Genomic DNA, 23,405 nt, shown 5'->3' with positions numbered 1-23,405 from the left:
CCCCCGCGGTCCGCGAGATTTATGCTGCATCATTCGCCGTTCCCGAGGGCTTTTCGCACGGCACCCAACCCGCCCCGCACACGATGGTCTCGAAGCTCGGCCGCTGGGGCCTCTTGCCGGACGCTGCGCAGCCGGTAAAACAATATGACATTCGCGGCGAGCGCTACACCGCCCTCTTGGGGCCGGGAGGGCCCAACGACGTTCGGCTCATCCATCATCCACGAATGTAGACGCCGAGGAACACTCCCGACGCTAGGAGCCCGTCCAGATAGCTCTGGTATCGGGTTGTTAATGGACGATAGTTTGCTCCCGCGACTCTTGCGAGCTCGGCGAAGTTCTGGGTGGTGCAGATGAGTGCCACCCGTCCCGATGAACTTGCGTGCATCATCGCTCAGCGACTCCTCTTTGAGCCGAACAGCCATCGGTTCTTTGTTATTTGCGAAGAGCCAGCGGCCAAAGCTGCGAAGAAAGCCAACGGTGTTCTTGCCGGTACGTTTGGCGGCATTGCCCTCGAGAAGGGCCTCCTCAAGCCCCGAAAGTAAGGGAAGCATCCTCGGCGAAAGAGGCTGTTTCCTGCGCTCCATTGCAACCCCGGGTCGACTGAGCTGACTGCGAGGCAGACGATTGGTCGGCGTCCATCAGCCCCAGATGCACATGCTGGTCGTGGCCTTCCGCAGAAAGCTCCTCTGGCCAACGCCGCGCTGCGCAGCGGCGTCGTCGATCCGCCTGGAGTCTATCAGTGCCGTATCTTCGGGATCAGCAATGGTCGGGATACCGAGCGCGATCTCCATCGCTTTAGCGCCGACCGATGACTTCCGCAGCTGAGCCAGTGCTGCCCGACGTTGCCGCCACCGCTCGTGTCCTGGTTATAGCTCTTGACATCCAGCGCCTCCGCCAGCAATGCCCTTCTTATTTTTTTGAGGCAGATAGTCGCTGAAACCCCTGAGAGCAGTGCATAGACCTTCCCAACTACGCCACCGACGCTCGCCGATCGAGTTCGCTGAGATCCTGATCCGACAGCAGCAGCGCCGAAAAAAGTGCAGAGATCGAAGAAAAATCGAAATTGTGGCGGAGGCGCGATTAAACGACCCTACCAATTCTTGCAGAAGATTTGCGGGGCTCAGGTCAGTTAGCTTGCTGGGTGTTCGTTTGGAGATATCTCAATGTTGATTGTTGAAACCATTTTGAAGCCAGACCAGTTTGGCGGTATTGGACTTTTCTCTGCTACTCTTCTACCTAAAGATACATTAATTTGGATTCATAATCCAATCGTTGATATTGCCGTGACGCCTGAACAGTACGAAACTTTACCTCCAACATTTCAAGCTTTACTTGACAAGCATGCCTATCCAAGAGACCTCGATGTTGATGATGGTGTTGTAGAGTACAATGCTGACAATGCCCGTTTCATGAATCACAGCAGTCAGCCAAACACATATCATGACGATCATTGCCGAATTTTCACAGCCTGTGACGTACAACCGGGTGAAGAACTGACTTGCGATTACTTGTCTTTCGATCCAAAGTGCGACTTATCGTGGGTTAAAGAGCTGGCGCCGAATCTTGGTGCCGGAAGGCGCCAGGCGGCGTTGGATTGAGTTTGCGGTCTGGCGACGCTGATTCCGTCGGCAAATTTACACCGGGGAGAGTTTCGGCCGCGGTTGTCCCCATCGAGACGACGCGAGTTGAAGATCATGCTGAGGGCGATCTTGTTCGACGCCCTTTGGCGCACACGAACGCGCTTTCGATGACGTTGGGAGCCCTCCTACGTGGAGTTCACTACATCTGTTGTGCCAACCTAAGGCTTCGTTACTGACTCGCTTACTGGCTAAAGTCCGCAACGCGTCCTGGCAGCGAAAACACTGGGCTGCTGCTACGATCCCCTGGGAGTCTTTAAGGGAATTGATGAGGCGCTTCATGAAGAGGCAGATCGTGGGAGCGGACGCGGCGCCCGAATGCCTCGATGACTTGATTGACGAGAGCAACCCGGTTCGCGTGATCGACGTACTTGTCGATGCGCTCGGTTTGGCTGAGATGAGCCTTGAGGTTGCGGAGCCGGCGGCCACCGGTCGGCCGTCGTACCATCCCTCGATGCTCCTCAAGCTTTACATTGCGGCTATCTAAACCGGGGGCAGTCGAGCCGGCGGCCAGAACGAGAGGCCGGGCGCAATGTCGAGGTGATATGGCTGATGGGTCGGCTCGCTCCCGATCACAAGACGATTGCGGACTTCCGCAACTTCAACCTGGATTGAGCCTGAGGGTGCGTGAGACCTGCGGTTAACGCCTATTGGAATTTGTAAGACGCGACTGTTGATGAAACCTGGCGATGAAACCTTCCCCTCGGACTAATCCTGGAAGGCTCAGGGTACGTATGATCATAGGTGATTGAATCATCGTTCCTTCGGCCGCTGGCCGCAAACGCGCCACCTAATTGCCTCGTCGCCCAAATCCCGCATCCTCCGCAACGTCAAACTATTTTTCGAATCGGTCGACATCATACTCAAAAAATAAAAGCCCTATTTTATGTCACGATGCTAGCTTCCGCGCGCTGGCGATATGCCGGTCACTCTGGAGAAAGTGGATGAATACAACCGCTATCAATGACACCGCTATCAATGACACGGTGCAGGACGTCGGGGACGCCACCGAGCTCACAAAAGGCTTTGGGGGTTCGTGGCGCGCAGAACACACGACCGGCGATTATTATTACATGGATGATTCCGATTGACGCGGATCGTCTTGATGGGATGGGCTTCGGCCCATCCCATCAGTTTGAGGGCGCAGTGGGCAAGGGATCGCTGCTGTGAGCGACATATTTCATGCGTGGTCTAACGGGCGTTGGATCAGCCTCGACCTGCAATCCAATCGTTACAGCATGGCTACCACATCTGTAGCTTGTCCGGAGGAGCGTGAACGGCTAACCGAGACGACGGCAAAGTTGCGCGATTGCCTGAGTTCACCGCCAGCCTTTTTCCCACCCCTCCATCTGGTGTGGCACTATGCGCGTGCGGCTCATGCTGCTCGCGTCGTTCGCGGCCAGACCATCGTTCGTCAACTCGACTTTTTACGTGCCTCGCGTCGCGGTACGGCACCGGTGTCCGTGGGAGTCGAAACAATCCATTACTACGCCAGCGTATTCCAACATCTGCGTAATCTTCGGTTCCGCCGCCCGCGCTGTCTTGAGGATTCCGTGGGTGGGTATCTCTTTTTCTATCCCTACATCGCATCGCTCGAGCTCCTCGTGGGTGTGAAGCAGCCACCTTTCAGAGCCCACGCCTGGCTGCAATCTGGCGATCTCATTTTGAACGACGCGAAGCGTGCTGTGGAGGAGTACAGCGTCATCTTGAGATTCGAGAAATGAGACTCAATGCAGATTGGCTCTTGGATTCAGCCAAGGAGCTTGCCACCATCGTTGTAAACGGCCGCGTGGAAATCACGGTGCTCAACGATATTGTTGACGCCGACACCGGCATGCCGACTCAATTGGAACCAACACACTTCAAAGGCACGTCTCTGCCGGAGATTGTGGCTCTGCTGCAGGAGCGGTACGCTGGCGATGCGGCTTTCATTGTTCGCGCGCCAAGTGGCATCGCGATCGTACGCCCCCCTTTCTCGGAAATCTCCATCTTCTACCAGGTCAGACATGATGTGATTGAGTGCTGGGCAGGACTGAAGCTGCCAGATGCCGCCTTGGCGCAACGCCGCGCCTTCAACTTTGGCTATTTGACCGGCCTGATATGCAACGCGTCCTGGTTGACCCCGGAAACAGGGTTGTGTGGGATTTTCGAGCTACTGAGTGGCGCGGCGCTCATCGTCTCAAGTGGCACCTTTCGGCAAGTCGATTTTCTGGCGGGCGCCGTGGCTAGGCTCAACGCGTCGGCGGTCTCTTTCGAGGATGACGTGGCCAGCTTTCGCCAATTGATCTCGGCGAGCGTCGCTCACAAAACGCGCCGCTACGGCGGTGCTTTCAGCATTGAATGTTCCGGGGGCCTTGATTCGTCGGTAGTGGCGTTGGCTGCGGCCGACCTCCATCGAGATAGGCCCCTCTCCCTCCTGAACAGCTACTCAGAGACGGACGTCAATGGTGACGAACGCTTCTTTTTTGCCGCACTAGCCGAGCAGGTGGGCGGCGCGCCAACCTATGTCGAAGCGAATGCTCGCTCGTCGATGACCCACCTATCGTCAGAATTGCTGGCTCCAACGCCGCGACCTTGTAAGCTAGCCGCCACAATCGCCACAACGGCTCAACTTCACGAGGCTGCGCAGGCTGCAGGATCGCGCTTGGTGCTCACAGGAGATGGAGGCGATCAACTATTTCTCAGAATGCGCCGCTTGACGATGGCCAGAGAGCTACTTGCCGAATCCCGATCGCCAGGAGAGGCATTGCGTGAGCTCGCCGGCCTTGCGATTCAGGCTCGAGCGTCTTTTTGGCGTGTTCTTCGCGACGTGATCACCGGTCAGAGCAGCCGAGACTTACGCCGGCATATGTTCGGTGATCTTCGATTTCCGCAGTCGCCTGTCGCATCAGTGCGGCCGGATATCCGTGCAGAGCTCGTACCTGGCGCCAGGTCCCTACGCCACCTGCCGACGACGCGACTGTTTCAGTTCTTCGGCATGCGTAATGCGGAGCTCAATCGCATCGCACTGCGAGACATTGCGGTAGAAGAGCGAAAGGCCTTTGTGTTCTGGCCGCTCATCAAGGCGGGTCTCCTCACGGCTCGCCGACATCACCACTCAAATGGAATTGATCGTGCACTTGAGCGCGAGGCCTTCCGGGAAGACTTGCCCGACGAGATCTATTATCGTGTTGGCAAAGGTGCCGGGCGCGACATGCTAATGCGGTACGAATATGGTACCTTGGCGTCACGTGTCGAGCGTAGTGCATTGTATCGACACGGCTTGATCTCCCCCGATCTCCTCCGTTCTGCTATCGACAATTTGTCTTACGACTCAGCGTTTGCACTCGTTCGTGTCTGCGCTGTTGCCGATTGGATGGACCTTCATGAACTCGGGTAAGCCGCTCTTACCCCCGCTCCAATGGGACATCATCAAGACGAGCTTGCAATCTTCTCGCCTTCTTGTCGTGGGCTTCCTGCTCACGACCATTGCAGCGTCCGCCTGCACGGTCGCCGGGCCGCTCTTGTTCTCACGGGCCGTCGCCCGGCTGGCCAGCGCGCCGCCGCTTTATACGTTCAGTTTGTTGTTGCTGTTTGCCGTTACGGCCGCGCTTGCTCGGTGCTTGCAGGAGGTCAAGGCGGTTCTGTCGAACAGGCTCGAACAGGACGTTCGTAATCTCTCCAGCAAGAAGATCATGGCCGCTCTGGTGAGCGCCGAGGGATCGCTGTTTGCTCAAAACAATCCGAGCAAGATTTCGGCAATGGTAGAGAGTTGGCACCAGTCCAATAAGATCTACATCCAGCTCTATTTGATGGTGCTGATGGGCGGGGTCGCCGATGTTGCGTTCTCGTTCCTTGCCGTCGGTGGAGCCGCCAATTGGTTTGTGGCGCTGTTCGTCGTAGCCTACGGCGCCGTCCTCGTACTGATAACGTGGAAAAGCAATAGCGTTACAAAGATGTATCAGGCTCAGGCGCAGGCCTCAAGTAACGAGGGTTCGAACGTTTTAGGAAATGCAATCGAAAACATCGTTTCGATCAGGGTGTTTCGCGCTCAACCCTGGATCGCTGAGTTGTATGATCGCCAGACCACCGCCACGCGCCGAGCCTGGCTCAGGTTCTATGGTGTCCGATTGCGCTATGGCGCTTTGCAAGCCACCCTCTTGTTCGTTCAGTATGCCTCGATCTTGGGGCTTTCGCTGTGGCTCTATGAGCGGTCAGGCGAGATAGGTGGGCTCGTCATGGTGAGCATGATCCTGGTTCAACTGAACCGGCCGTTCGAGCTTATCGGCATGTCAATTCGGGACATCATCGTTGCGCGCGGCATGGCCGGACCGCTGCAGGCGCTGCTTGATGCACATGCCCCAGCGGCACGACCCGCTATGCTCAAGCGTACTATGCCGATATCGGGCTCACTCACCATTTCCATCAGCGCGCTTTCGTTTGGTTATGAGCGAGCCGCCTCGCCGCTTCTCTCTGGGATAACGGGCGAGTTCAAGCCCGGCGTCATCAACTTCATCATCGGACGGTCGGGCGCTGGCAAGTCGACGCTTATGCAACTCCTGCTAAAAATGCATCAAGGCTACAGCGGCCTGGTACGCGTTGGCTCCCTGGACCTGGCCACGATCGATCCGGAAGATTACTTGGCGCAGGTAGGTTACGTGCCCCAAGAGCCCATGATGATGAATCTGAGTATCCGCGAAAACGTTCTGCTGGGCCGCCCGTTTTCCGATGCGGACGTGTTCCACGCGCTAGAATGCGTCCATCTGGCTGATAAGGTGACCTCCTTGCGGGACGGTTTGGACTACCGCGTCGGCGAACGGGGCCAATTGCTAAGCGGCGGCGAGAGGCAGCGCCTTGCGATCGCCCGTGCACTCATCGCAAGGCCCCGGCTGTTGCTCCTCGACGAGGCCAGTTCCGGACTGGACGAGCAGACTGAGCGCGGAATCTTCGACGAACTTCGGCAACTCGCGTCGGACACGACGATCATAGCAATTACGCACCGCCGGGCCGTGATAAGTTCACATGACTCCGTGCTAGATTTGTCGTGGTCGGCATCCGCGAGAGCCTCGCCTGTGCTCGCATAACTTCCGTGACCCGGCGTCTGAAAAAGCCCTGAATGGCACGGGCCGCGGCCTTGTGCTGCCCTTCGACCATCAACGCACTAATAGTTTGGCTTTCGACAAGCAAATCGCTGTAGTACGTACGCGTTCCCATGGCGCGTGAAAGGTAGACATAAACGACGTCCGCGACGTGATCCGCAATGTGGCGATGCTGTTTGACCAGCAACGCGCGCCGATAGCACTCGCCTACTTTCAAGAAGAGCTTGGCGGGATCCGCATTGCTTGCGTAAATGGGATTAATTTCACCGCAGAAGCTTGCCGCCACTTCGTCGATCAGCTTCGCCTTGGTGAAATCGCTGATGCTATCGACATACATTTGCGACAGCATATTGCAGAACAGGATGGCTTGGTGTGGGTCGATCGGCCTGGCGTTGAATCCCTTGTGGTCGACATTTTGCACCACATCGCGCTCAGTCAGCCGTATCAAAGCCTCTCGTACGGGCGAAATGCCGACGCGAAGCTCATCGGCAATATCGGCAGGCTTCAAGGCTGTGCCGGGTAGCCAATGGCCCAATAATAGACGCTCGCGCAAGGCCTCGAATACTGGATGCTGTGTCTCAAAAGCCATGATTACTCGCCCGTTCAACCGTCCTGACTGAGGCGGCCAAGGGGGCCTCACCTCTTGGCATAGCTTATGCCGCCCCGGAACCCATGAGCGGTCCGGTCCGTGGCGAAATGGCTGCTGGGGTAGGCCGCCATGGCAGGGCTTCCGCCGGGGCCACGAAGCTCTGCCGCAGAGTACGACCTGGGTATGTCCAAAGCGGAATCGGCGGTCGGAACGGGTAGAGGCGATGATCGAGCGGCATTTCTTCTATTGTGCAACTCGCCCAAGAAGCAGCATCGCTGCCACGAATGCAGATGTCGGCGCCAACATGTTGGTTTCGTTGTTCACGATGTTGCGTCGGCACTCGCGGCCCTCCTTGATCATGACCAACGAGCCGGGCGGCATGGAGAGATTGAGTTCCGCCGTTCCTCTTCGTGGTCCGCTCGTTATCAAAATTGAACGGCATCCGCACCACCTAATCCGCTGGTCGAAAATCAGGAGTCCAGTTCAGTTCCTCGCTCGCCGAAGATGCTGAAGATACTCCAAATGGCTCGGCAATGTGCGGACTAACTCGGCTGTCCGATCCCGCACTGCTTGGAATGCCGCTACGGCAGCGCTTACGTTAGAGTGCCGCAGAGTAAGCAAGCTATTCACGGGTCGATAATGCAACCCGAGCAGCATCACAGAATACGAGTAGAATTCGAAGCCGTGATAACACGAGTTGATACTCCTTTCGTTCGGAAGCCGCTTTTTCCAAAGTGCAAGACGTTGATCCACCGAGGAAGGTACAGAGATCTCCTTTGTCGCCTTCCAAAACGGCGTGTCAGCCCTATCAGAAGCGCGATAATGAAGGACAAGAAAGTCGCGCACCCCATCGATGCAATCGGCAATGATCCTATTGTAGTCGGCCACTACGTCCGGGTCCGTCGTGGAACCTGAATAATGACGTAGGAGCTCCTCAATGCCGAACTGAATGAAGAAAATCCCGGTCGACTCTAGTGGCTCTACGAAACCGGAGGACAAACCGATTGCGACGCAGTTTTTGACCCAAGAATTGCGGCAACGGCCGATTCGCATCTTGATGTGATTTGCGATGCAATCTTTCGCGCGCGGACCTAAATGTGCGCGAAGGTCAGATTCAGCTTGCTCGGAAGAGATGAACTGACTGCAATAGACGTAGCCGGTCCCCACGCGATTATAGAGAGGAATATTCCACACCCAGCCGGACGGTAAAGCAGTGGCTGAGGTAAAGGGCTGGATATTTGATGTGTCGGCTTGGTAGGGGACCTGCAGCGCTATCGCGCGGTCGTTCAGCAAGACGTCTTGGAACGAAACGAACGGTTCCTTGAGTGCCTGGTTGATGAGGAGACCGCGAAAACCGGTACAATCTACATAAAGCGATCCTTTCACTGCCCCATTTCTGCGCGTCCTGAGACAATCGATCGAACCATCACTCGAGAGAAGCACGTCTTCGACATCGTCTTTGATGCACCGAACGCCAAGCGCCGTCGCATAATTCTTAAGAAAGCTCGCGAGCAGACTGGCTTCAAAATGATACCCATAAGGGTACTGCAACCGGTGATCAGACAGGAATGTATTTGGCGGCGCCTCGCTAGCAAAATTGAAGGTGGTTTTGACCTTGTGATCGAAGACTTCACCATTCAAGTATCTTGGAGATCTGTTGTTCTCGCATAGAGAGGGGGTGCTAAAGCAGGCGGAATCGAATGGTGCCTCATTAGGCTTTAGGTGTAACCACCATTCGCCAAGATTGTTTCCGTCTATGACCTCATAGCGTTGAAACGGATGATAGAAATGACCGCCCCCAGCGGTCCAATTGGTGAATTTGATCGCGAGCTTATAGGTAGCATTACACGGTGGCATCCATTCCGATTCATCAAGGCCAAGATAATCAAAAAATAATTTCATTGTGCTGAAGCTGGCTTCACCAACCCCAATGGTGCCAACGTTAGCAGACTCGATAAGCGCGATATCGACACCCCTCAACGCTTTTTTGAGATAGGCGGCAGTCATCCATCCTGCCGACCCGCCGCCCAAAATCACGATAGATTCGCTGGTCATCATGGCTGCCGTTTCGTTCATCAAATGTTAGTCGTTTGTTAAAGTTGTTCAATCGGTGCAGAGCTCCAGCTCCGCTCGATCGATAAGAGCATCGCTTGGCACGCTCGCGTCGAGGTCAGGGGAGGATTTCACCGCTTGTGAGATTGAAGCTATCCCGCCTTAAAGGCGATGGCTCATAACCGCGTTTGAAGGCGCAGCCGCGTTCGTAACGAGAGATCAGCATCGGCAATTCGCAAGCCTCCACTTGCGTAATGGCGTCGTGTTGGTGCTCCCAGGTGCATTCGAAGGCGGAAGGGGCTTGCATCGGGTGAACAACACCGCCACCATTGCTAATGAAGAGCGTTGAGACCGTCCAAACCGCCCTGCTTTTCGCTGATGACGGGATTCCCGCGGCGTGAGCCTAAGAGTTGAGACATTCGCAATCCGTGTCGGTCGTTGGAGAGCCTTCGCGTGGTCGGTGACCGTCCCACCTATCTGAGATACAACCTGACGCTGCGTGCGATTCAAGTGATCTGAGGCCGGCAAACTGGACATTTTTGGCTAGAGCTTTCGCCGCCGAATCCTCTCGGCTGGGAGGAGCGACAGTTGATGAAGGCCTCAAAATTTTCCAAGAAGGCGTTCATTCTCAAACGGTTGCGGTTGCGGAGATCTGCCGCAGGGCCGGAGTCAGCTAGGCGACCTACTTCAACTGGAAAAGGAAGTACCACGGATTGCTGCCGACCGAGATGCGACGGTTGAAGCAACTCGAGCTTGTCCGATCGCACCTTTGGTGCGGAGTCGTCGCCGATTGCTACCTGACGGCTGCGATCGCAAGATCAGAGCAGGCGCCACCTGTTCGGCGCCCGCCAATTTTGTCGCAAACCCGCCACTGCACAGCAGCGCAATGTCTGGGGCCGCGCGACAACTGCGGCGGGTTCTCTTATTTGTCTTTGCTGGCAAGGGCGCGATCAGTTCAAGGGTTCAATGGGGTCGCAAGAGGCAGGCATTTTTATTGCACACGTTATCATGAGCTTCGTCCTGACAACGCTTCAGTCTAAATGTGGACTGGCGCACTAGCCGTGCCAGATCATCAAGGTAGAGACGTGTGCGGCAAGTGGAGTGGAACGTGCGCGCCCTGACTGGTCGAAATGCTCAGGCCAGCGATCGCGCTTCACACGGATCGAGGATGGCCAAGCAATTTACTCAGGAGAAGCCGGACTCGGTCCTCGATGCCGCAGACCAACGCTTAACCCGCCGCGCCGTTTTGGGTGCAACGATCGGCAATATTCTCGAATTCTACGACTTCGGGACCTATAGCTTTTTCGCAATCCAGATCGGCCAAGCGTTCTTCCCGGCAAGCGACCCGTTCGCCAGCCTCATGCTGTCGCTCGCAACCTTCGGCGCGGGTTTTGTGACCAGACCGATCGGGGCCATCGTGCTCGGCTCGTATTCGGATCGGGCCGGCCGCCGGCCCGCGATGACCGCCAGCTTTGCCATGATGAGCGCCGCGATCCTGTTGTTGGCTGTTACGCCCTCGTACGAGACAATAGGAATTGCCGCTCCGCTGCTGGTCATTTTCGCACGTTTAGTGCAGGGCTTCGCGCTGGGCGGTGAGGTTGGTCCGACGACCGCGTATTTGATGGAAGCGGCCCCGACCGAAGGACGCGGTCTTGCTGTCTCGTTTCAACCCGCCAGCCAACAGATCGCTGCGACGGCCGGAGCGCTCGTTGGAGTAATACTCTCCCTCACCATGACGAGCGAGGCACTCAATGCGTACGGATGGCGGATCGCGCTGTTGCTCGGCGCCGCTACGTTACCCTTCGGACTTTGGTTCCGGAGCGGCCTGCCCGAAACGTTGCACCGCCCCGAGGCGCCGGCTCTAGTCATGCAACCTGTAGGGAGATCGCCTGCCGCTCGCCGAATCATGAGCTTGGGATTTGTCATCTTGGCCAGCTGCACGATCATTACTTATGTCACGGGATATATGACCACCTATGCGCTGAACACCCTGCACGTTTCCGCGCCTCTCGCCTTTGGTACCACGCTCATCAGCAATACGGTAGGAATTGCTGCCGCACTGCTGGGCGGCTGGCTCGCAGACCGCGCAGGCCGTCGGCACATCATGATATGGCCGCAGGTCACTGCATTGCTGATGACCTATCCGGTATTCTTGTGGATTGCAGAGAGCCGCAGTGCCCTCGCACTTCTCGGAGGTCTCGGCGCGCTCACCCTGATCGGAACGATTCCGTATAGCGCCTTCTATGTGAGCATGGCCGAAGGTTTGCCCAAGAACATTCGTGGTGGCGCCTTCGCGACGATCTACGCTTTTGCGATAGCGATTTTCGGAGGCACAGCTCAACCAGTCGTCACCTGGCTGATCCACCTTACCGGGAGCGCGCTCGCGCCCGCCTGGTACATGCTTGTCGCTAGCGCGGCCGGACTCTTTGCCATGCTCATGATGCCGGAGACTGCACCACTTAAATTTAGAACTCTGCGCACAAGTAAAAGCCCGTCATAGCGCCGCACAATGTGATCACGGGTCACTTCCGGATGATATCGCGCGCTGCCTCGCGCTGGCCAACAAGAATGTACGTCGCCGCCTTTGATGCGGTCGGTCGCGGCCATCGAGAGCACCGACTGCACGGACGGCTCCGACAGCACTCAGGAGTCTTGTCGACTGTTGCCAGCGCCATCAGACTGTCGGGTGCTCGCGGCGCTTAACACGACCCGATCGACGAAGCGCCTGCCGCCCACGAGGCGCGGATGGCCGCTTGTCCGAAATGCCAAGCCCCGGGGTCGGGGCGAATATTGGCAATCGGCGCCCAAGAATATTTCGCGTCCACCGGAGCAGGGGTCGCAAACTCCGTCATAGATGCCGAGGATCGTCTCTACGACGTGGGTAGCTCCTTGAGCTGCCAAGACATCTCGTCCAGCAATGCAACCTCAATTGCAGACAGTCAACGCGCCGGGCTGATCATTCCCTTCGCCTATGTCACTGACAAGCCGCAGTCGGTCAGGTCGATCACGACGTCGGTTGTAGAAACGACGCCTCTGCGATGAGTGATCGCCAACACCGTCACATCTTTGGCTAGAGTGCGGATATGGTCCATAATGTCCCGCTCGGTTTGTTCGTCGAGCGCGGAGCTGGCCTCGTCGAGAAGAAGGATCGCCGGCTCGCCATAAAGCGCGCGGGCAATAGCAATACGCTGGCGCTCCCCGCCGGAAATTTTCAAACCGCGTTCTCCAACGGCTGTGTCAAATCCTGCCGGCAAAGCCTCGATAAAGGGGAGAATAGCGGCTTTTTCCGAGGCAGCGCGAAGGCGCACCTCGTTGCGGGGCCGTCCTAGTAGGATGTTGTCGGCTAGCGACTCATTGAGCAACATCACGTCCTGCGGCACGACAGCAACTGCGGCATACCAATCCGCGCGATCGATGCCCGCTATATCGGTTCCATCTAGCAGAATACGACCACAGTCCGGTTCAATCGATTTTAAGACGAGCTTAAAAATTGTCGACTTTCCCGATCCGGATTCACCGACAAGGAAGGTGATCCCGCCGCGCCCAGCCATAAACGAGACGTTCGTGACGCCACGACCGTTGTCGTAGGTATAACCAATGCCCTCGAAAGATAGCTGGCCAGCGGAGGGGGTAAAATCTTGAGCGTGAAATGCTCGCCGCTCTTCTGGTGCGACCCACAGCCTAGTTAGAGGGATGAGGTCGGCTCGCGACCGCGCCACGTCAGAGATCGCTCGCGCAACCATCTCGAATGGCATATTGAGCTGGAGTAAAAGCGTGTTGAATAGCACCATATCCCCGATGGTGACCGCGCCAACCTGGTATTCAGGTATAAGAAGGAAAAGCGTGACCGCAAATTGTAGCGCGACGGCTGGGCCGAGCACGGCGATGTAGGCAAGGCGTTGCAACACATAGGCTCGCCAGTTGTCACGCACCTCCCGCGCCTTCATTGTAAAGCGCTGGCTCATCCATGTATGACTGCCGAAATAGCGCAAAGTGTCCATGGCGTTCATGACGTTGCCAACGAAACGCTCATTCTCCTGTCGGGCCTCGCTGGCCCGATTCAGGAACACGTACGCCCGACGCGTGGAACTCCACGTCAATGTAATCGCGACTACCCCATAGACGACAACGATTGCAGCGATCTGGATATTGAGGCGCGCACCGAGAGTAGCGAGCGTAAGTAGAAGTTGTGTTGCAGCAGGGATGAAGACGATGGTCCCAAGCTGGAGCAACGCCGTCAGCGCGCTACGCCCGCGCGCGGCCGCACTCTGTATCTCCACGGGATTGTGCTCAAGAAAAAAAGCCGCGGTTTTCCTCAGGATGCGATCGAAGAAGCCTGTTGCAGCGATGAAGCCCAGGTTCTCGGCTGTCATAAAGGAGAGATACTGGAGCATGCGCTGCAATGCGGAGGCTACACCGAGTAGGACCGCATAGCCAGCGAACCCCCACGCAAGCGCCGACATGTCTCGCCCGCGCGGGAGACGGTCAATGAGATACGAAAATACATAGGGCGCTGCGACGCTGGTCGCGCTGGAGATCAGCGCCACTGCGACAACGACGAGAAGCAACCACCGATCAGACCGCCAGTACGCATGCAAAATTTCGGAAATCGGTGACAACGTGCTGTCGTTCGACATGACCTGCGGCGGATCGAGTAAATGGGCTTTGCTTAGGCTGAAAGAGCCGACATAGCCTTGTTCGCACGATTTCGATTCCATGCGAGCTCACATAAAGACGCTCCATGCAAGCTCACCGGAATTTACTTTTGTGTACCATTGCTTGGCTTCAAATCAATCGGTCCAGCACCGTCATCAACTCACCAACTCTAGTAGGTTGTCGTGCGTCTTCTCACATGAGAGATCATATTTTATGCTCAAGGCGACTTTGAGAATAGATGATCTGGAAAATTCGATCATGTTGTCCAAGATCAGAGGTGATGCACCGGGTGCTTGGGCGCACGGCATCGAGCTGTAAAGATCGCTCAGACCCATGATACGGATTGCTGTCGTGAGCTCGCGCCACGACTCAGTGGACAGCCCCCGCCAAGCTGATCGGGCTGCGGAAGCATCGCCTACTCTTCCGGCGATGCCACCGTTGGTCGGTCGTGATGGCGACTGAAAAAAGCAGGGACATGACTGACCATGGGCCCATGTACGGAATTTTCTCGGCGGCGCTCGGCGCCATTGTCATTTGAAGAGAAGCAGCTCCGACGTCACTCGGCTTGAGGCGCTCAACGAAGAACGACAAGCCCCAGCATCCTCCGGGGGTCTGGAGGCGGGATGCTGGGGCCGTCGTAGCCTTATGCAAGAGTAGCAATCAGGCAGCGTTGTTGTGCACCGCCCGATTCGATTCGTCAAAGCGGCCCGGGATACTTAGCTCCCTTGCATCCGGACCATCCGCAGGCCGTTCAAGCTCCGCCTCGGGTTTGCGCGCCAGTTCGCGGCGGTCAGACAGACGAAAGCACTGTTACATCCGAGCGGATCGCCGCCGGCATCAGGCCCATGTTTCTCCGCCTGCCGCACTCGGTGGCCTAGCTTCTCGCCCGAGCGCCGATCTTCGCCACGCCTCATAATGGCAGCTTGCTTGTCCGGCGATCGACAATTGTCCGGATCGCCGGCTGACAAGCATCCCGTGGCGCGTGTTCTCTTCCCCAGGCTCCATCCTTTTGGGAGATGGAGCCCGAAGGGGCTCGGTGCTGCTCAGGCAATCCGCCGAGCCGATCCGGAGGCATGAAAGCTGCCACCAAACGGCACACTGCCGCAAGACAACCAGCTCACTAGATTCCCAGTCGAGCCATCTGCGCCGACACGTGCTCCGGATCGGGAAGGGGGTGCCACGCATGGCCGCCAGCGGCGGTGCTCAACAACGACCTACAGAACGCAGGGGTGAGCTTCCCGCGGTGGATCACGACATTCTCGTGCCCCTCGGCGGCTCGAGCACTCTGCCAGTGCTGATTGTAGCCGCGCTGTTCGTCGGACTTCACGTGGCAAGCGGCGAATTCGCGATCGCCCAGCGTTGCCAATTGCCAGGCATGTACCGGCCGCTTAGTATGGATGTGCACCCACATCGGGCTTGGCTTCGCACCGTTGCGCAGCGCCTTGGGCTGCAGCTTGATCTCGAACAGCGTCCCTGGCTCTTCCCTCAAGGCGCGCGGTGGATCCACTGACGCCAGTTCCCCCGCCGCCCACAACTGCTCAAGGTACTTTTGCGATGGAAACGCATAGGTCTTCATGCAATCGCTCGTGATTGCTGCCTTTCGCGCGTTCAATGAGTTTGCCTGTCCCTGCACCTCGGACCACATCCCTTTGAGCCGGACTATTTTTTCGTGCACTTCGGGCACTTGCGCAGCCGTGAGCAGGCCACGTCGGCGAGGCTCCTCCAGCGCGGCTACACAGGCCTCAATCTCGGCGGCCTGCGTCTGCAAGCGCTTAATGACGAGATCCAAGACGTGGTCGGCGTCCTCGGGCTTCATCTGGCGCGCTTGCGAGACGGCGCTTTGCTGAGCCGGCAGATCGAACTGCAGCAGCTCGTCCAATCGCTCGAGCAATCCCGCCAGTGCTTTCCTGGACGGCGGAGCCTGCCACATCTGGAGGTGCTCGGTGGCAGAGGTTGACGCCCTCGCGCGTGCCTCCTCCGCGGTCGCGAGTTTCTTTGTACCGAGATCCGAGAGCACGATAACCTTGCCTGTCGGGGCTGTGGCGGCATCGGGCCTTGCGAGTTGCGGCTCGGCCGGGCGGGCCGTCGAACTCCCCTCGCCTGCGGCCGCTGCGCGCCTTCCTTTGCCCTTTCTGCGCGCTAAACTGCCTTCGCCCACTACGGCGGTATTTTCCGGCAGCGCAGCCCAAGCCGGCGGTTCAATCGTGGCTGGCGTCTGTGGCTGCACTGCCAGCAGCCGCATGACTTCGTTCGCCGTAAGCCACGCACCTTCCACGATCTCGTCCAGCAACTGCAACGGAAGGTCAGCTCCCGTTCCGGCCTCCCTCAGCGTGGCGACCATGGAGCTCACCCCCGATGCGAATTCCGAAAGCCGCTCCATGACTCCTTCCAGAACGACGCGGTGCTCAACGTCGAGCGCCGCTCCATCGCTCTTCAGAACGGCGGCGGCGGTCGATACGAACGCCGGAAAAACATCTTCGATGAAGGTCCCGAGCAGACGCACCCGCCCGCTCTCGTCCATGAGGGCGCCGCGCACGTCTGGTTCCAGCGTGCTCGCTTGCGAGTTAATCAAGAGCTGAGCAAGAGCGATCCGCGATTGCAGATACATGCACTTCGTATTGAGCGCCCAGCCGGTATGCAGCCTTAATGCGGCCTCTTCGGCCTTGCGCATCTCGGCCGTAGCGCTTGCCAAGTCGGCAGTAGCCGCGCAGACTGACTGCATCCGCTCCGAGCGCAATGCCTTCTTTCCCCACCACTCCATGCAGGCCGCATAGTGTTCCGCCACGCTTGCAACCATGCGGCTCAGCTGGTCGGGCGTAGCGGTGCCTCTGATTTTCTCGAGCCAGCCTGTTGCTGTTTTTCTGCTCTCCTCCAGCTTGTCGACAATCTGCTTGGCCAAGCGGTTACATTCGTCGCCCGCGTCCAGCGTGTCATCGCGGAGCCGACGAGCCCGATCGTCGGGCAGAATGCGACGCGCCAGATCGGGGGGCAGATCGGCGTAGTGGTCCAGAACTGCTGAGCCTGCCCTGACGACTTGGTCGATCAGCTCTTGCGCCTCGGGCAAGTCCCGGGCGTGCCTGGCCGCTCGACGACAAGTTTCAAGCTCCTCAAGCAGGCTGTCCAATTTTCGCTTTGCTGCCTTAATCTCGTTCCGCGTTGGCGCCGCCACATCCGAAGTTGGTGGCGGGTTCGCGAGCGCCGCAGTTCTATCTTGAGGCCCGGAGCGCATCCGCTGCAGGACGGCGTCGAAGGATTGACTGCGTTCCCCCGGGAAGAGGCCGGGCTCCTGGCTCGAACTGCTTAATTGCCCGGTGCTGTCGGCTCCTGCAGCCCCAACCTGCGATGTGCCAGCTCGGCCAATGCCCGTCATATTTTATCTCCGATAAAAGTCGAGAATGCGCAGCCTGTCTGGATAGACCGCCTGGCTGACGACTAGCTGACCAAGAGCGTTCTTCCGGATGCACAAGAAAGCCGATGTCGCCTAGGGTTCCATTTTCCATCGCACCTCCTGTGTTGCTGAAGACAGCGATGCGGGATAACTGTTGCGGGATAATCAGCTGAGACGTGACCGCGGCCTGACGTGCCCCGGTTAAGATCTGCTGTTGACTGCGACAGTACCGGCCGCGAAGCGATCCGGAAGAGTCCCGCCCCTATGCCGGTGGCTCTTTTCACAAGAACGGGCCAAGCCATCCCAAACGCTAGGGAGCAGCCAGGAGAACGCTCGCTTCCTGAACGGCGAATTGTGGTCAAGCAGAAATGGCCAGCGTACATCGATCGGCAGACCTACGGCCACCGCACGCGTCCCGCTATCGGTAAGACGACTTCGAGCGAAGAGCTTACCAAGCCAACGGCCATAGACCGAGTGTGACGAGACGCTGAAGGCCGATCCGTAACAACATTTCCCCCTCGAGCAGACTCGACGTTGCGCAAGTCCTTTTCAAACTACATCTCGCCGAGCCGGCGCCATCAAGCCCCGGTCAGATCACCGTCATAGAAATATGGCAGCGAGCGTACCAAGCGCACCGAGCATCAGCCCAATCAGCGAACCCGCCGTCGGCACGTCTCGAAATAGCAGAAGCGTCAGAATCGGCTCCACTACCAGAATAGCTCCCACCGATATCGCGACAACGATCCAGATATTCTTCAGATGCATGTAGCCCAGTGCGTATCCGCAAACGAGGAGGATGCCACCGAAGGATACCAGGAGAAACATCGGCAACAACATTGCCAGATGACCGCCGGCCTTTCCAAATTGCCTTGAGGCAATCAACTCGGCGAATATCGAAAGCGCTTCTCCAAGGAAAATCGCTGCCACCGCTACACTCTTCAATATCAAGTTCATCGGCCTCTACGGTTCCGGCTATCCAAGGCAGCACGGAGACGGGGCATCGGAGTTACCGTGGCGGTTGCCTTTTCGGCCTGTCAGGCGCTTGCAAGCGGTCCGCACGCTATCGCTCCTCATGGGGCACTTCAAACGTCTTCCGGTTGATGACGAGATCCCGACATTCAGCAATTGTTTCGCGTCGATCAAACCATCTTCGCTGCTTGCAGAAGCGAAGATGGTTCAGGACGAGCCCATCCCGACCGCGTGCCGGCTGCCAGACCGGAGCGATCAGGCCTTAGGCTGCAATCTGCACGGGGAGAGCGGAATAGCCGTGCACGAAGTTGGACGCAATTCGCTCAGGTTCGCCGACAACCTTGACCTTCAGTCCCGCATCCAAAATCTCTTCCCAGAGGATTCTCAACTGCAGCTCCGCAAGATGTCGACCAAGACAACGATGGATGCCGAATCCGAACGAGAGATGCTGCCGCACATTCTTGCGGTCGATGACGAAACTGTTGGCGTTCTCAAAGATCTCTTCGTCCCGGTTGCCGGAGATGTACCACATGACGACCTTGTCACCCTTCCTGATCTGTTTCCCGCCTACGATGCTATCGGTCGCGGCGGTGCGGCGCATATGAGCGATCGGTGTCTGGTATCGAATAATCTCGGACACGGCGCTCGAGACCAGCTTGGGATTGTCGGTTACTTTTCGCAGTTCGGAGGGGTACTGACTCATGAACAAGACGCCGCCGGTAATCGAGTTGCGCGTGGTGTCATTCCCCCCAACGATCAGCAGAATCAGATTTCCGAGAAACTCACTCGGCTTCATATGGCGTGTGGCGGGCGAGTGCGCCATCAAGGAAATCAGGTCGAGGCGCGGCTCGGCATTGATGCGCTCGTTCCAAAGTCGGGTGAAATAGTCCAGGCACTCGGACAAAATTGTGCTTCGCTTGTCCCAGCTGTCGATCGCGTGGCCTGCTTTTGGAGTTGTAACAGCTACGTCTGACCAATAGGTCAGGAGTCGCCGATCCTCGAATGGAAAGTCGAACAGCGTGGCGAGCATCTGCGTTGTCAACTCGATGGAGACCATATCCACCCAATTGAACGGATCATTGCGCGGCAAGCCGTCCAGAATTGTCCTAACCCGAGAGCGGATGAGGCTTTCGAGCTTCGTCAGGCTTTCCGGTGCAACGATCGGACTTACGGTATTGCGCTGCTCGGCGTGTTTCGGAGGCCCCATCTTGATGAAACTCGGGGTCCAGTGCTCGTCAGGCACGTCGACGATCGCGATACCCTGCTCCGACGAGAATACGTTGTGATTCGTATCTACCGATACGATATCCCGGTATTTCGTCAGTGACCAATATGGACCATGAGGGCTGTCTTGACAGTAATGAACGGGATCTTCCCTTCGCAACCGCTCGAAGCAACCCCAGATGCTGTCGTCTTGAAAGCGCTTGGCGTCGCTTACATCCAGATTGCTCAGCGGGATAATACACCCGTCGTCCGCTCTATGATCTTCCAATCGCCTTTTCATGATCGTCTCCGCAGACTTTGTTCTCGAGAGCTTACGGATCCAAGGCCGCGATTCACCGTTTCGAGCTCCCGTGGCGTCTGGCTGCGACGAGCCGCTCGAACAGACTATCTCAAGGTCCAGCTAGCCCGCCCCTACCACATCGAGCAGTAAGGATCGCATTGACTTTCCAAGTCGATCTACTCAGTGGATCGGTGCGAGCTATCGCCGCTGGTTGGACGATGGCTGTTCGCTGGAAGCAACGTCAAGCCGAATGCACAGTCATAGGATAGCCCCTGCGTCCAGGCACGGCCGGGGCGGCTACTTTTGTCGAAATCACGACTTTGCATAATCGTCTGGCTAGGACTGTTCAGGCAGATCGATCCAGACATCCTGAGGACCATTCAGGAGTGTATCCTGATCTGGAACGTAGATACTATCGAAGACTCTGAGACCATGAGCCATTGCCGCTCCAACAATTATGAAAGGCAGCTTGACCTGCTCCAGGTCTTCGAAGCTATCAGCGCCAACAATCCGAACAAAATCCAGTTTAAACTGTCGGAACGCTATTTGAGATGTAGCCGACGCTACCAGATCCTTGACGCTCGACGCGCCGTGGGCGATCTCTTTCCTCGAATGGTTGAGTGCCGTGAAGAGACACGACAGCTCATCAAGCTCGGAGCGGCTAAATCGCCTCAAGCGCGACGAAATGGGCACTCCGTTCTTGTATCTCACGGTCGGCACAAACCTTATCTCGCAGTCGAGAAGGAGGTCTGCGACGGCGCGCTTCACCAGGATCGCCTGACCGATATCTTTCAGGCCGAAGTAGCTGCGAGTTGGTCGCGCATAACAGATCCAGCGGACTGCCCCGGTAACGGCTTCCTTCAAGTACGCCTCAGGCCCATCTAAACGCAAATGATAGTCGCCTTGCGATACAAACGTTCGATAGCCGGGCGGGAACATTTCGGTGTCGTTCGAGGAAATCACGGCAGTTGCTCCCGCACGCAGGGCAAGTCCAATATCATCGTCCAAATTGAAATCGTAGCTCCCACCTGGCCTAAGCTGGGTCTTGTTCGGATAGACCGTGACAATCGCGACGTCATTCTCCGATGCCGCTCTTCTGATCAGTTCTGCATGCCCAAGATGCAGGGCGCCTAGAGTGTGTACCGTCCCAATAGTCTGACCTGTTCTCGCCACCTCCCGGATGAACGCTTTGCCTGCGGAAAGACACGCCAGATGCATTTTCTTACTCCAGTTTCTTTGAACGCCAAAAGAGTGCTCTGATCGGTCGGATCGCAGAAGGTCCGCCCTGCGTGTCGTATTGGCCGCGCACGCCAACGAGCCCAAAGAACTTTAACACCCGCTCACAGCTCGGACCGCCGCATCAACCTGTTCTAAGCTCACGGACACTGTAGTCCCTTCTATTTTGCGGTTTCCAAAGCAGTCAGGTTGACCCTTCTCGACCGCGTCTGATCAACGATGAGAATTCAGCCAGATAGCTTGATGGCTCGGGCGGCTGATCACCCTTCAAAGCGGCCTGCAGTCCCGGACATCGGTCGGCAAAAAACGGTGGCTCGAATGTGGTTATCTTAGCGTCCGAAAAGTCGACCTTTACGAAGCTGGCCTGGAACGGCGATATCCCGCTCAGGTTCGCGTCGCGCAAGGACGATTGGTTCATGCGAACGTATGCGACGCGCGTTGCCTCCAGGTTGCTGTTGGTCATTCCCGCGGCGAGATATGCCTGAACGAGATTGGATCCTTCGAGATTTGCGTGATCCAATGCCATTGATTGCGGGGGATCACCGGTGATCATCGACCTGTAGAGGTAAGCCTGGGACAAGTCTGCATGTTCAAGATCGCAGTCGCGCACAAAGGCACAGCGGCCACGAAAGCCCGTCAATTTGGCGGCTCGCATTGTGCTCTCTATTATCGCAATGCTTTCGCCTGATGCCCGAGACAGGTCCGCTCCATCGAGCTGACAGGAATGAATAGAGGCACCGTTCAACACAGCACCGACGAGGTTCGCGTCGGACAAGCTTACGGACAGAAGCCGCGCCTCGGTCAAGTCTGCCTGCTCAAGCTCCGCACTTGAAAGATTTGACAGGTGAAGATCAGCGAATGGAGCGCTCAGGGCTCTCGCCGCAATGCGGCCGCTCACCTTTGATAGTCTCAGATAGGGAAGATGAGCGCCCTCCAGGACAAGACCGTCGACCGAGGTGGGACGCACGATCGATAAACAGTCGCCCTTTGACTGGAAGAACGAGCAATCCGCCAGATGCGTCTTCGTGATCGTGACTTGGCTCAGCTTGGCAAAGCGGAAGGAAGCAGAAGGAAGGAAGCATTCATTGATGGTCGAACCCTGTAATTCCGCACCATCAAATACAGCATCACTCGCGTCGCACTGGTAAACGAGAAGTCCGCTGAGCACCGCGTTGTCAAAGCGTGTCCTTTTCATGCTGCAACCGTGAAACAGACTGCCGGTTGCATCAATGACGTTGCGCAGACTGGCATCATCGAAGTTGCAGACCTGCGCTGCAATCGCATGCATATACGCAAAATCGAGTTTGGCCCCGAGGAAACTTGCCCTCTCTAGGCCCGGACAGATAAGATTCGCCCCAGAAAGGTCTGCCCGATCCAACTTTGCTCCGTAGAGCTGCGCACGATTGAGGGTACAGCGTCGCAACGGGAAATCTGACAGGTCATGACCGTTAAAGTTTTCGGAGGATAGCTGCAAGCCAATCCCAGTCCTTCTGATCGCCTCCTCGGTTCGCCTCCCGACAGCGGCCACCGCGCGCAGCCGATCGGCAGCTCGGCTCCAGTACCGAACAAAGTCGCCATCTGATGAAAGGTTGTTTTTCGGATCTGACCAGTACTCTGCCCCTTCATTCGCGGTGCACTGGCTATCAGCGCCGATCGTTTGCGACATGACGACGATTCCGTATTGCGCGGATTACGGGGGGCTTCTTATTGACCTCTTTTTGCTCGGCCTTGGAGGTACGCTATGCGACTTGTGGCGAACTCGTCGGCGAAATGGCGACACGATGCGTCGATGAGGCGCCTAATGTGTCGGTGACCTCCGCAGCCGGCACGCTTCAGCACGTCAGCCGAATTCTCGTCATGTGCCCCCCACTGCCGCTCGCTACGATTGTTCACCGCGCCCGGCAACGCTGACAACGCAACGGTCGTTTGACAGTGCCGATATGTCCAAAAATTGCGGTTTGTCTCGCCAGCTCTTATAGGCAAATCCACATCACTCTCCATCAAACCGAATGCGAAAAATTCAAGGTCTTGCTTCTTTCTCAGAATGGACCCACGGCTTGCGGGCGGAAAAGTGATCGTTCATCCAGGGCTGCACTCAGCCCTTACGCGGCGTTGCCTCATTTTCGATAGCAACGACCGTGCCAGCCGCGCATCAGTCGCAAGTAAGGAGCTGAATAGGCTTCACGAAATCGGAATTGACGCCGAATGTTTTGAACCTGACAAACAGGGTCTCGTTGTCGGGGACTGCACCATGATCGCAAGGCTATCGTGAAAGCGAAAATTCCGAGCTCGTTTG

General features: G+C 57.1%; 16 protein-coding genes and 3 pseudogenes. 10 read left to right on the top strand and 9 right to left on the bottom strand.

Annotation, left to right across the window (positions count from 1 at the left end; all coding sequences use genetic code 11):
* Together CWO91_RS43770 and CWO91_RS23125 are read left to right on the top strand one after the other, a co-directional pair.
* Nucleotides 1-230, top strand: a pseudogene (locus CWO91_RS43770) (hypothetical protein); the annotation flags it as partial.
* A gap of 120 nt (nucleotides 231-350) precedes the next feature.
* Nucleotides 351-542 (top strand): hypothetical protein, encoded by a 192-nt coding sequence (locus CWO91_RS23125; protein ID WP_130216568.1) that lies wholly within the window; start codon nucleotides 351-353, stop codon nucleotides 540-542.
* Nucleotides 543-638: 96 nt separating this feature from the next.
* Here CWO91_RS23125 and CWO91_RS43160 read toward each other — a convergent pair whose 3' ends face one another.
* Complete coding sequence (locus CWO91_RS43160; RefSeq protein ID WP_165405646.1) at nucleotides 639-791, bottom strand: hypothetical protein; 153 nt, start codon at nucleotides 789-791, stop codon at nucleotides 639-641.
* 372 nt (nucleotides 792-1,163) lie between these two features.
* Here CWO91_RS43160 and CWO91_RS23120 point away from each other — a divergent pair, with 372 nt between their 5' ends.
* The 6 genes and pseudogenes from CWO91_RS23120 to CWO91_RS23100 all read left to right on the top strand — a co-directional run bounded on the left by CWO91_RS23120 (nucleotide 1,164) and on the right by CWO91_RS23100 (nucleotide 6,700).
* Nucleotides 1,164-1,598 (top strand): SET domain-containing protein, encoded by a 435-nt coding sequence (locus CWO91_RS23120; protein WP_130216566.1) that lies wholly within the window; start codon nucleotides 1,164-1,166, stop codon nucleotides 1,596-1,598.
* Nucleotides 1,599-1,917: 319 nt separating this feature from the next.
* Nucleotides 1,918-2,243, top strand: a pseudogene (locus CWO91_RS23115) (transposase); the annotation flags it as partial.
* Between the two features lie 338 nt (nucleotides 2,244-2,581).
* The gene (locus CWO91_RS43155; protein WP_165405645.1) at nucleotides 2,582-2,728 is read left to right on the top strand and encodes a hypothetical protein; all 147 of its coding nucleotides are present in this window, start codon (nucleotides 2,582-2,584) and stop codon (nucleotides 2,726-2,728) included.
* Between the two features lie 75 nt (nucleotides 2,729-2,803).
* Complete coding sequence (locus CWO91_RS23110; protein WP_130216564.1) at nucleotides 2,804-3,361, top strand: lasso peptide biosynthesis B2 protein; 558 nt, start codon at nucleotides 2,804-2,806, stop codon at nucleotides 3,359-3,361.
* A complete protein-coding gene (locus tag CWO91_RS23105) occupies nucleotides 3,358-5,016 on the top strand; it encodes an asparagine synthase-related protein (protein ID WP_130216562.1) in 1,659 nt (552 codons plus the stop codon). The genes CWO91_RS23110 and CWO91_RS23105 overlap by 4 nt, the downstream gene beginning before the upstream one ends.
* Nucleotides 5,003-6,700 carry an ABC transporter ATP-binding protein gene (locus tag CWO91_RS23100; RefSeq protein ID WP_130216560.1) on the top strand — a complete coding sequence of 566 codons (1,698 nt, stop codon included), beginning with the start codon at nucleotides 5,003-5,005 and terminating at the stop codon, nucleotides 6,698-6,700. The genes CWO91_RS23105 and CWO91_RS23100 overlap by 14 nt, the downstream gene beginning before the upstream one ends.
* Here CWO91_RS23100 and CWO91_RS23095 read toward each other — a convergent pair.
* Entirely contained in the window at nucleotides 6,609-7,304 is a 696-nt protein-coding gene (locus tag CWO91_RS23095; RefSeq protein ID WP_130216558.1) for a GntR family transcriptional regulator, read from the bottom strand. The genes CWO91_RS23100 and CWO91_RS23095 overlap by 92 nt on opposite strands.
* 483 nt (nucleotides 7,305-7,787) lie before the next feature.
* Nucleotides 7,788-9,380 carry a tryptophan halogenase family protein gene (locus CWO91_RS23090; protein ID WP_208753063.1) on the bottom strand — a complete coding sequence of 531 codons (1,593 nt, stop codon included), beginning with the start codon at nucleotides 9,378-9,380 and terminating at the stop codon, nucleotides 7,788-7,790.
* A gap of 567 nt (nucleotides 9,381-9,947) precedes the next feature.
* On the opposite strand from CWO91_RS23090, the pseudogene CWO91_RS23085 reads away from it, so the two are divergent.
* Together CWO91_RS23085 and CWO91_RS23080 are read left to right on the top strand one after the other, a co-directional pair.
* Nucleotides 9,948-10,156 (top strand): annotated as a pseudogene (locus tag CWO91_RS23085) (transposase); the annotation flags it as partial.
* 368 nt (nucleotides 10,157-10,524) lie between these two features.
* Nucleotides 10,525-11,856 carry an MFS transporter gene (locus CWO91_RS23080; protein WP_130216556.1) on the top strand — a complete coding sequence of 444 codons (1,332 nt, stop codon included), beginning with the start codon at nucleotides 10,525-10,527 and terminating at the stop codon, nucleotides 11,854-11,856.
* A gap of 469 nt (nucleotides 11,857-12,325) precedes the next feature.
* Here CWO91_RS23080 and CWO91_RS23075 read toward each other — a convergent pair whose 3' ends face one another.
* The 6 genes from CWO91_RS23075 to CWO91_RS23050 all read right to left on the bottom strand — a co-directional run bounded on the left by CWO91_RS23075 (nucleotide 12,326) and on the right by CWO91_RS23050 (nucleotide 22,775).
* Nucleotides 12,326-14,074: an ABC transporter ATP-binding protein gene (locus CWO91_RS23075; RefSeq protein WP_245471340.1), complete on the bottom strand. Its 1,749-nt coding sequence runs from the start codon at nucleotides 14,072-14,074 to the stop codon at nucleotides 12,326-12,328.
* A gap of 1,058 nt (nucleotides 14,075-15,132) precedes the next feature.
* Nucleotides 15,133-17,382, bottom strand: coding sequence for a hypothetical protein (locus CWO91_RS23070; RefSeq protein WP_130216554.1), 2,250 nt, complete (start codon nucleotides 17,380-17,382; stop codon nucleotides 15,133-15,135).
* A gap of 618 nt (nucleotides 17,383-18,000) precedes the next feature.
* Nucleotides 18,001-18,327 carry a hypothetical protein gene (locus CWO91_RS23065; RefSeq protein WP_245471339.1) on the bottom strand — a complete coding sequence of 109 codons (327 nt, stop codon included), beginning with the start codon at nucleotides 18,325-18,327 and terminating at the stop codon, nucleotides 18,001-18,003.
* Nucleotides 18,328-18,631: 304 nt separating this feature from the next.
* On the bottom strand, nucleotides 18,632-19,873 hold the full coding sequence (locus CWO91_RS23060; RefSeq protein WP_130216550.1) for a cytochrome P450: 1,242 nt from the start codon (nucleotides 19,871-19,873) through the stop codon (nucleotides 18,632-18,634).
* Nucleotides 19,874-20,209: 336 nt separating this feature from the next.
* Entirely contained in the window at nucleotides 20,210-21,091 is an 882-nt protein-coding gene (locus CWO91_RS23055) for a pantoate--beta-alanine ligase (protein ID WP_130216548.1), read from the bottom strand.
* 202 nt (nucleotides 21,092-21,293) lie between these two features.
* A complete protein-coding gene (locus CWO91_RS23050; RefSeq protein ID WP_130216546.1) occupies nucleotides 21,294-22,775 on the bottom strand; it encodes a pentapeptide repeat-containing protein in 1,482 nt (493 codons plus the stop codon).
* Nucleotides 22,776-23,405 lie beyond the last annotated feature (630 nt).

The organism is Bradyrhizobium genosp. SA-3 (genome assembly GCF_004212635.1).
GTDB lineage: Bacteria > Pseudomonadota > Alphaproteobacteria > Rhizobiales > Xanthobacteraceae > Bradyrhizobium.
Note: the sequence above shows the minus strand (reverse complement) of the source record. Positions and strands in the feature narration are given on the sequence as shown.

Bases quoted from the DNA above. Each gene is read 5' to 3' on its own strand.
- CWO91_RS43160 (WP_165405646.1), bottom strand. From the start codon at position 791: ATGGAGATCGCGCTCGGTATCCCGACCATTGCTGATCCCGAAGATACG.
- CWO91_RS43155 (WP_165405645.1), top strand. From the start codon at position 2,582: ATGAATACAACCGCTATCAATGACACCGCTATCAATGACACGGTGCAG.
- CWO91_RS23120 (WP_130216566.1), top strand. From the start codon at position 1,164: ATGTTGATTGTTGAAACCATTTTGAAGCCAGACCAGTTTGGCGGTATT.
- CWO91_RS23060 (WP_130216550.1), bottom strand. From the start codon at position 19,873: ATGAAAAGGCGATTGGAAGATCATAGAGCGGACGACGGGTGTATTATC.
- CWO91_RS23080 (WP_130216556.1), top strand. From the start codon at position 10,525: ATGGCCAAGCAATTTACTCAGGAGAAGCCGGACTCGGTCCTCGATGCC.
- CWO91_RS23050 (WP_130216546.1), bottom strand. From the start codon at position 22,775: ATGTCGCAAACGATCGGCGCTGATAGCCAGTGCACCGCGAATGAAGGG.
- CWO91_RS23095 (WP_130216558.1), bottom strand. From the start codon at position 7,304: ATGGCTTTTGAGACACAGCATCCAGTATTCGAGGCCTTGCGCGAGCGT.
- CWO91_RS23090 (WP_208753063.1), bottom strand. From the start codon at position 9,380: ATGAACGAAACGGCAGCCATGATGACCAGCGAATCTATCGTGATTTTG.
- CWO91_RS23125 (WP_130216568.1), top strand. From the start codon at position 351: ATGAGTGCCACCCGTCCCGATGAACTTGCGTGCATCATCGCTCAGCGA.
- CWO91_RS23100 (WP_130216560.1), top strand. From the start codon at position 5,003: ATGAACTCGGGTAAGCCGCTCTTACCCCCGCTCCAATGGGACATCATC.
- CWO91_RS23105 (WP_130216562.1), top strand. From the start codon at position 3,358: ATGAGACTCAATGCAGATTGGCTCTTGGATTCAGCCAAGGAGCTTGCC.
- CWO91_RS23055 (WP_130216548.1), bottom strand. From the start codon at position 21,091: ATGCATCTGGCGTGTCTTTCCGCAGGCAAAGCGTTCATCCGGGAGGTG.
- CWO91_RS23075 (WP_245471340.1), bottom strand. From the start codon at position 14,074: ATGGAATCGAAATCGTGCGAACAAGGCTATGTCGGCTCTTTCAGCCTA.
- CWO91_RS23070 (WP_130216554.1), bottom strand. From the start codon at position 17,382: ATGACGGGCATTGGCCGAGCTGGCACATCGCAGGTTGGGGCTGCAGGA.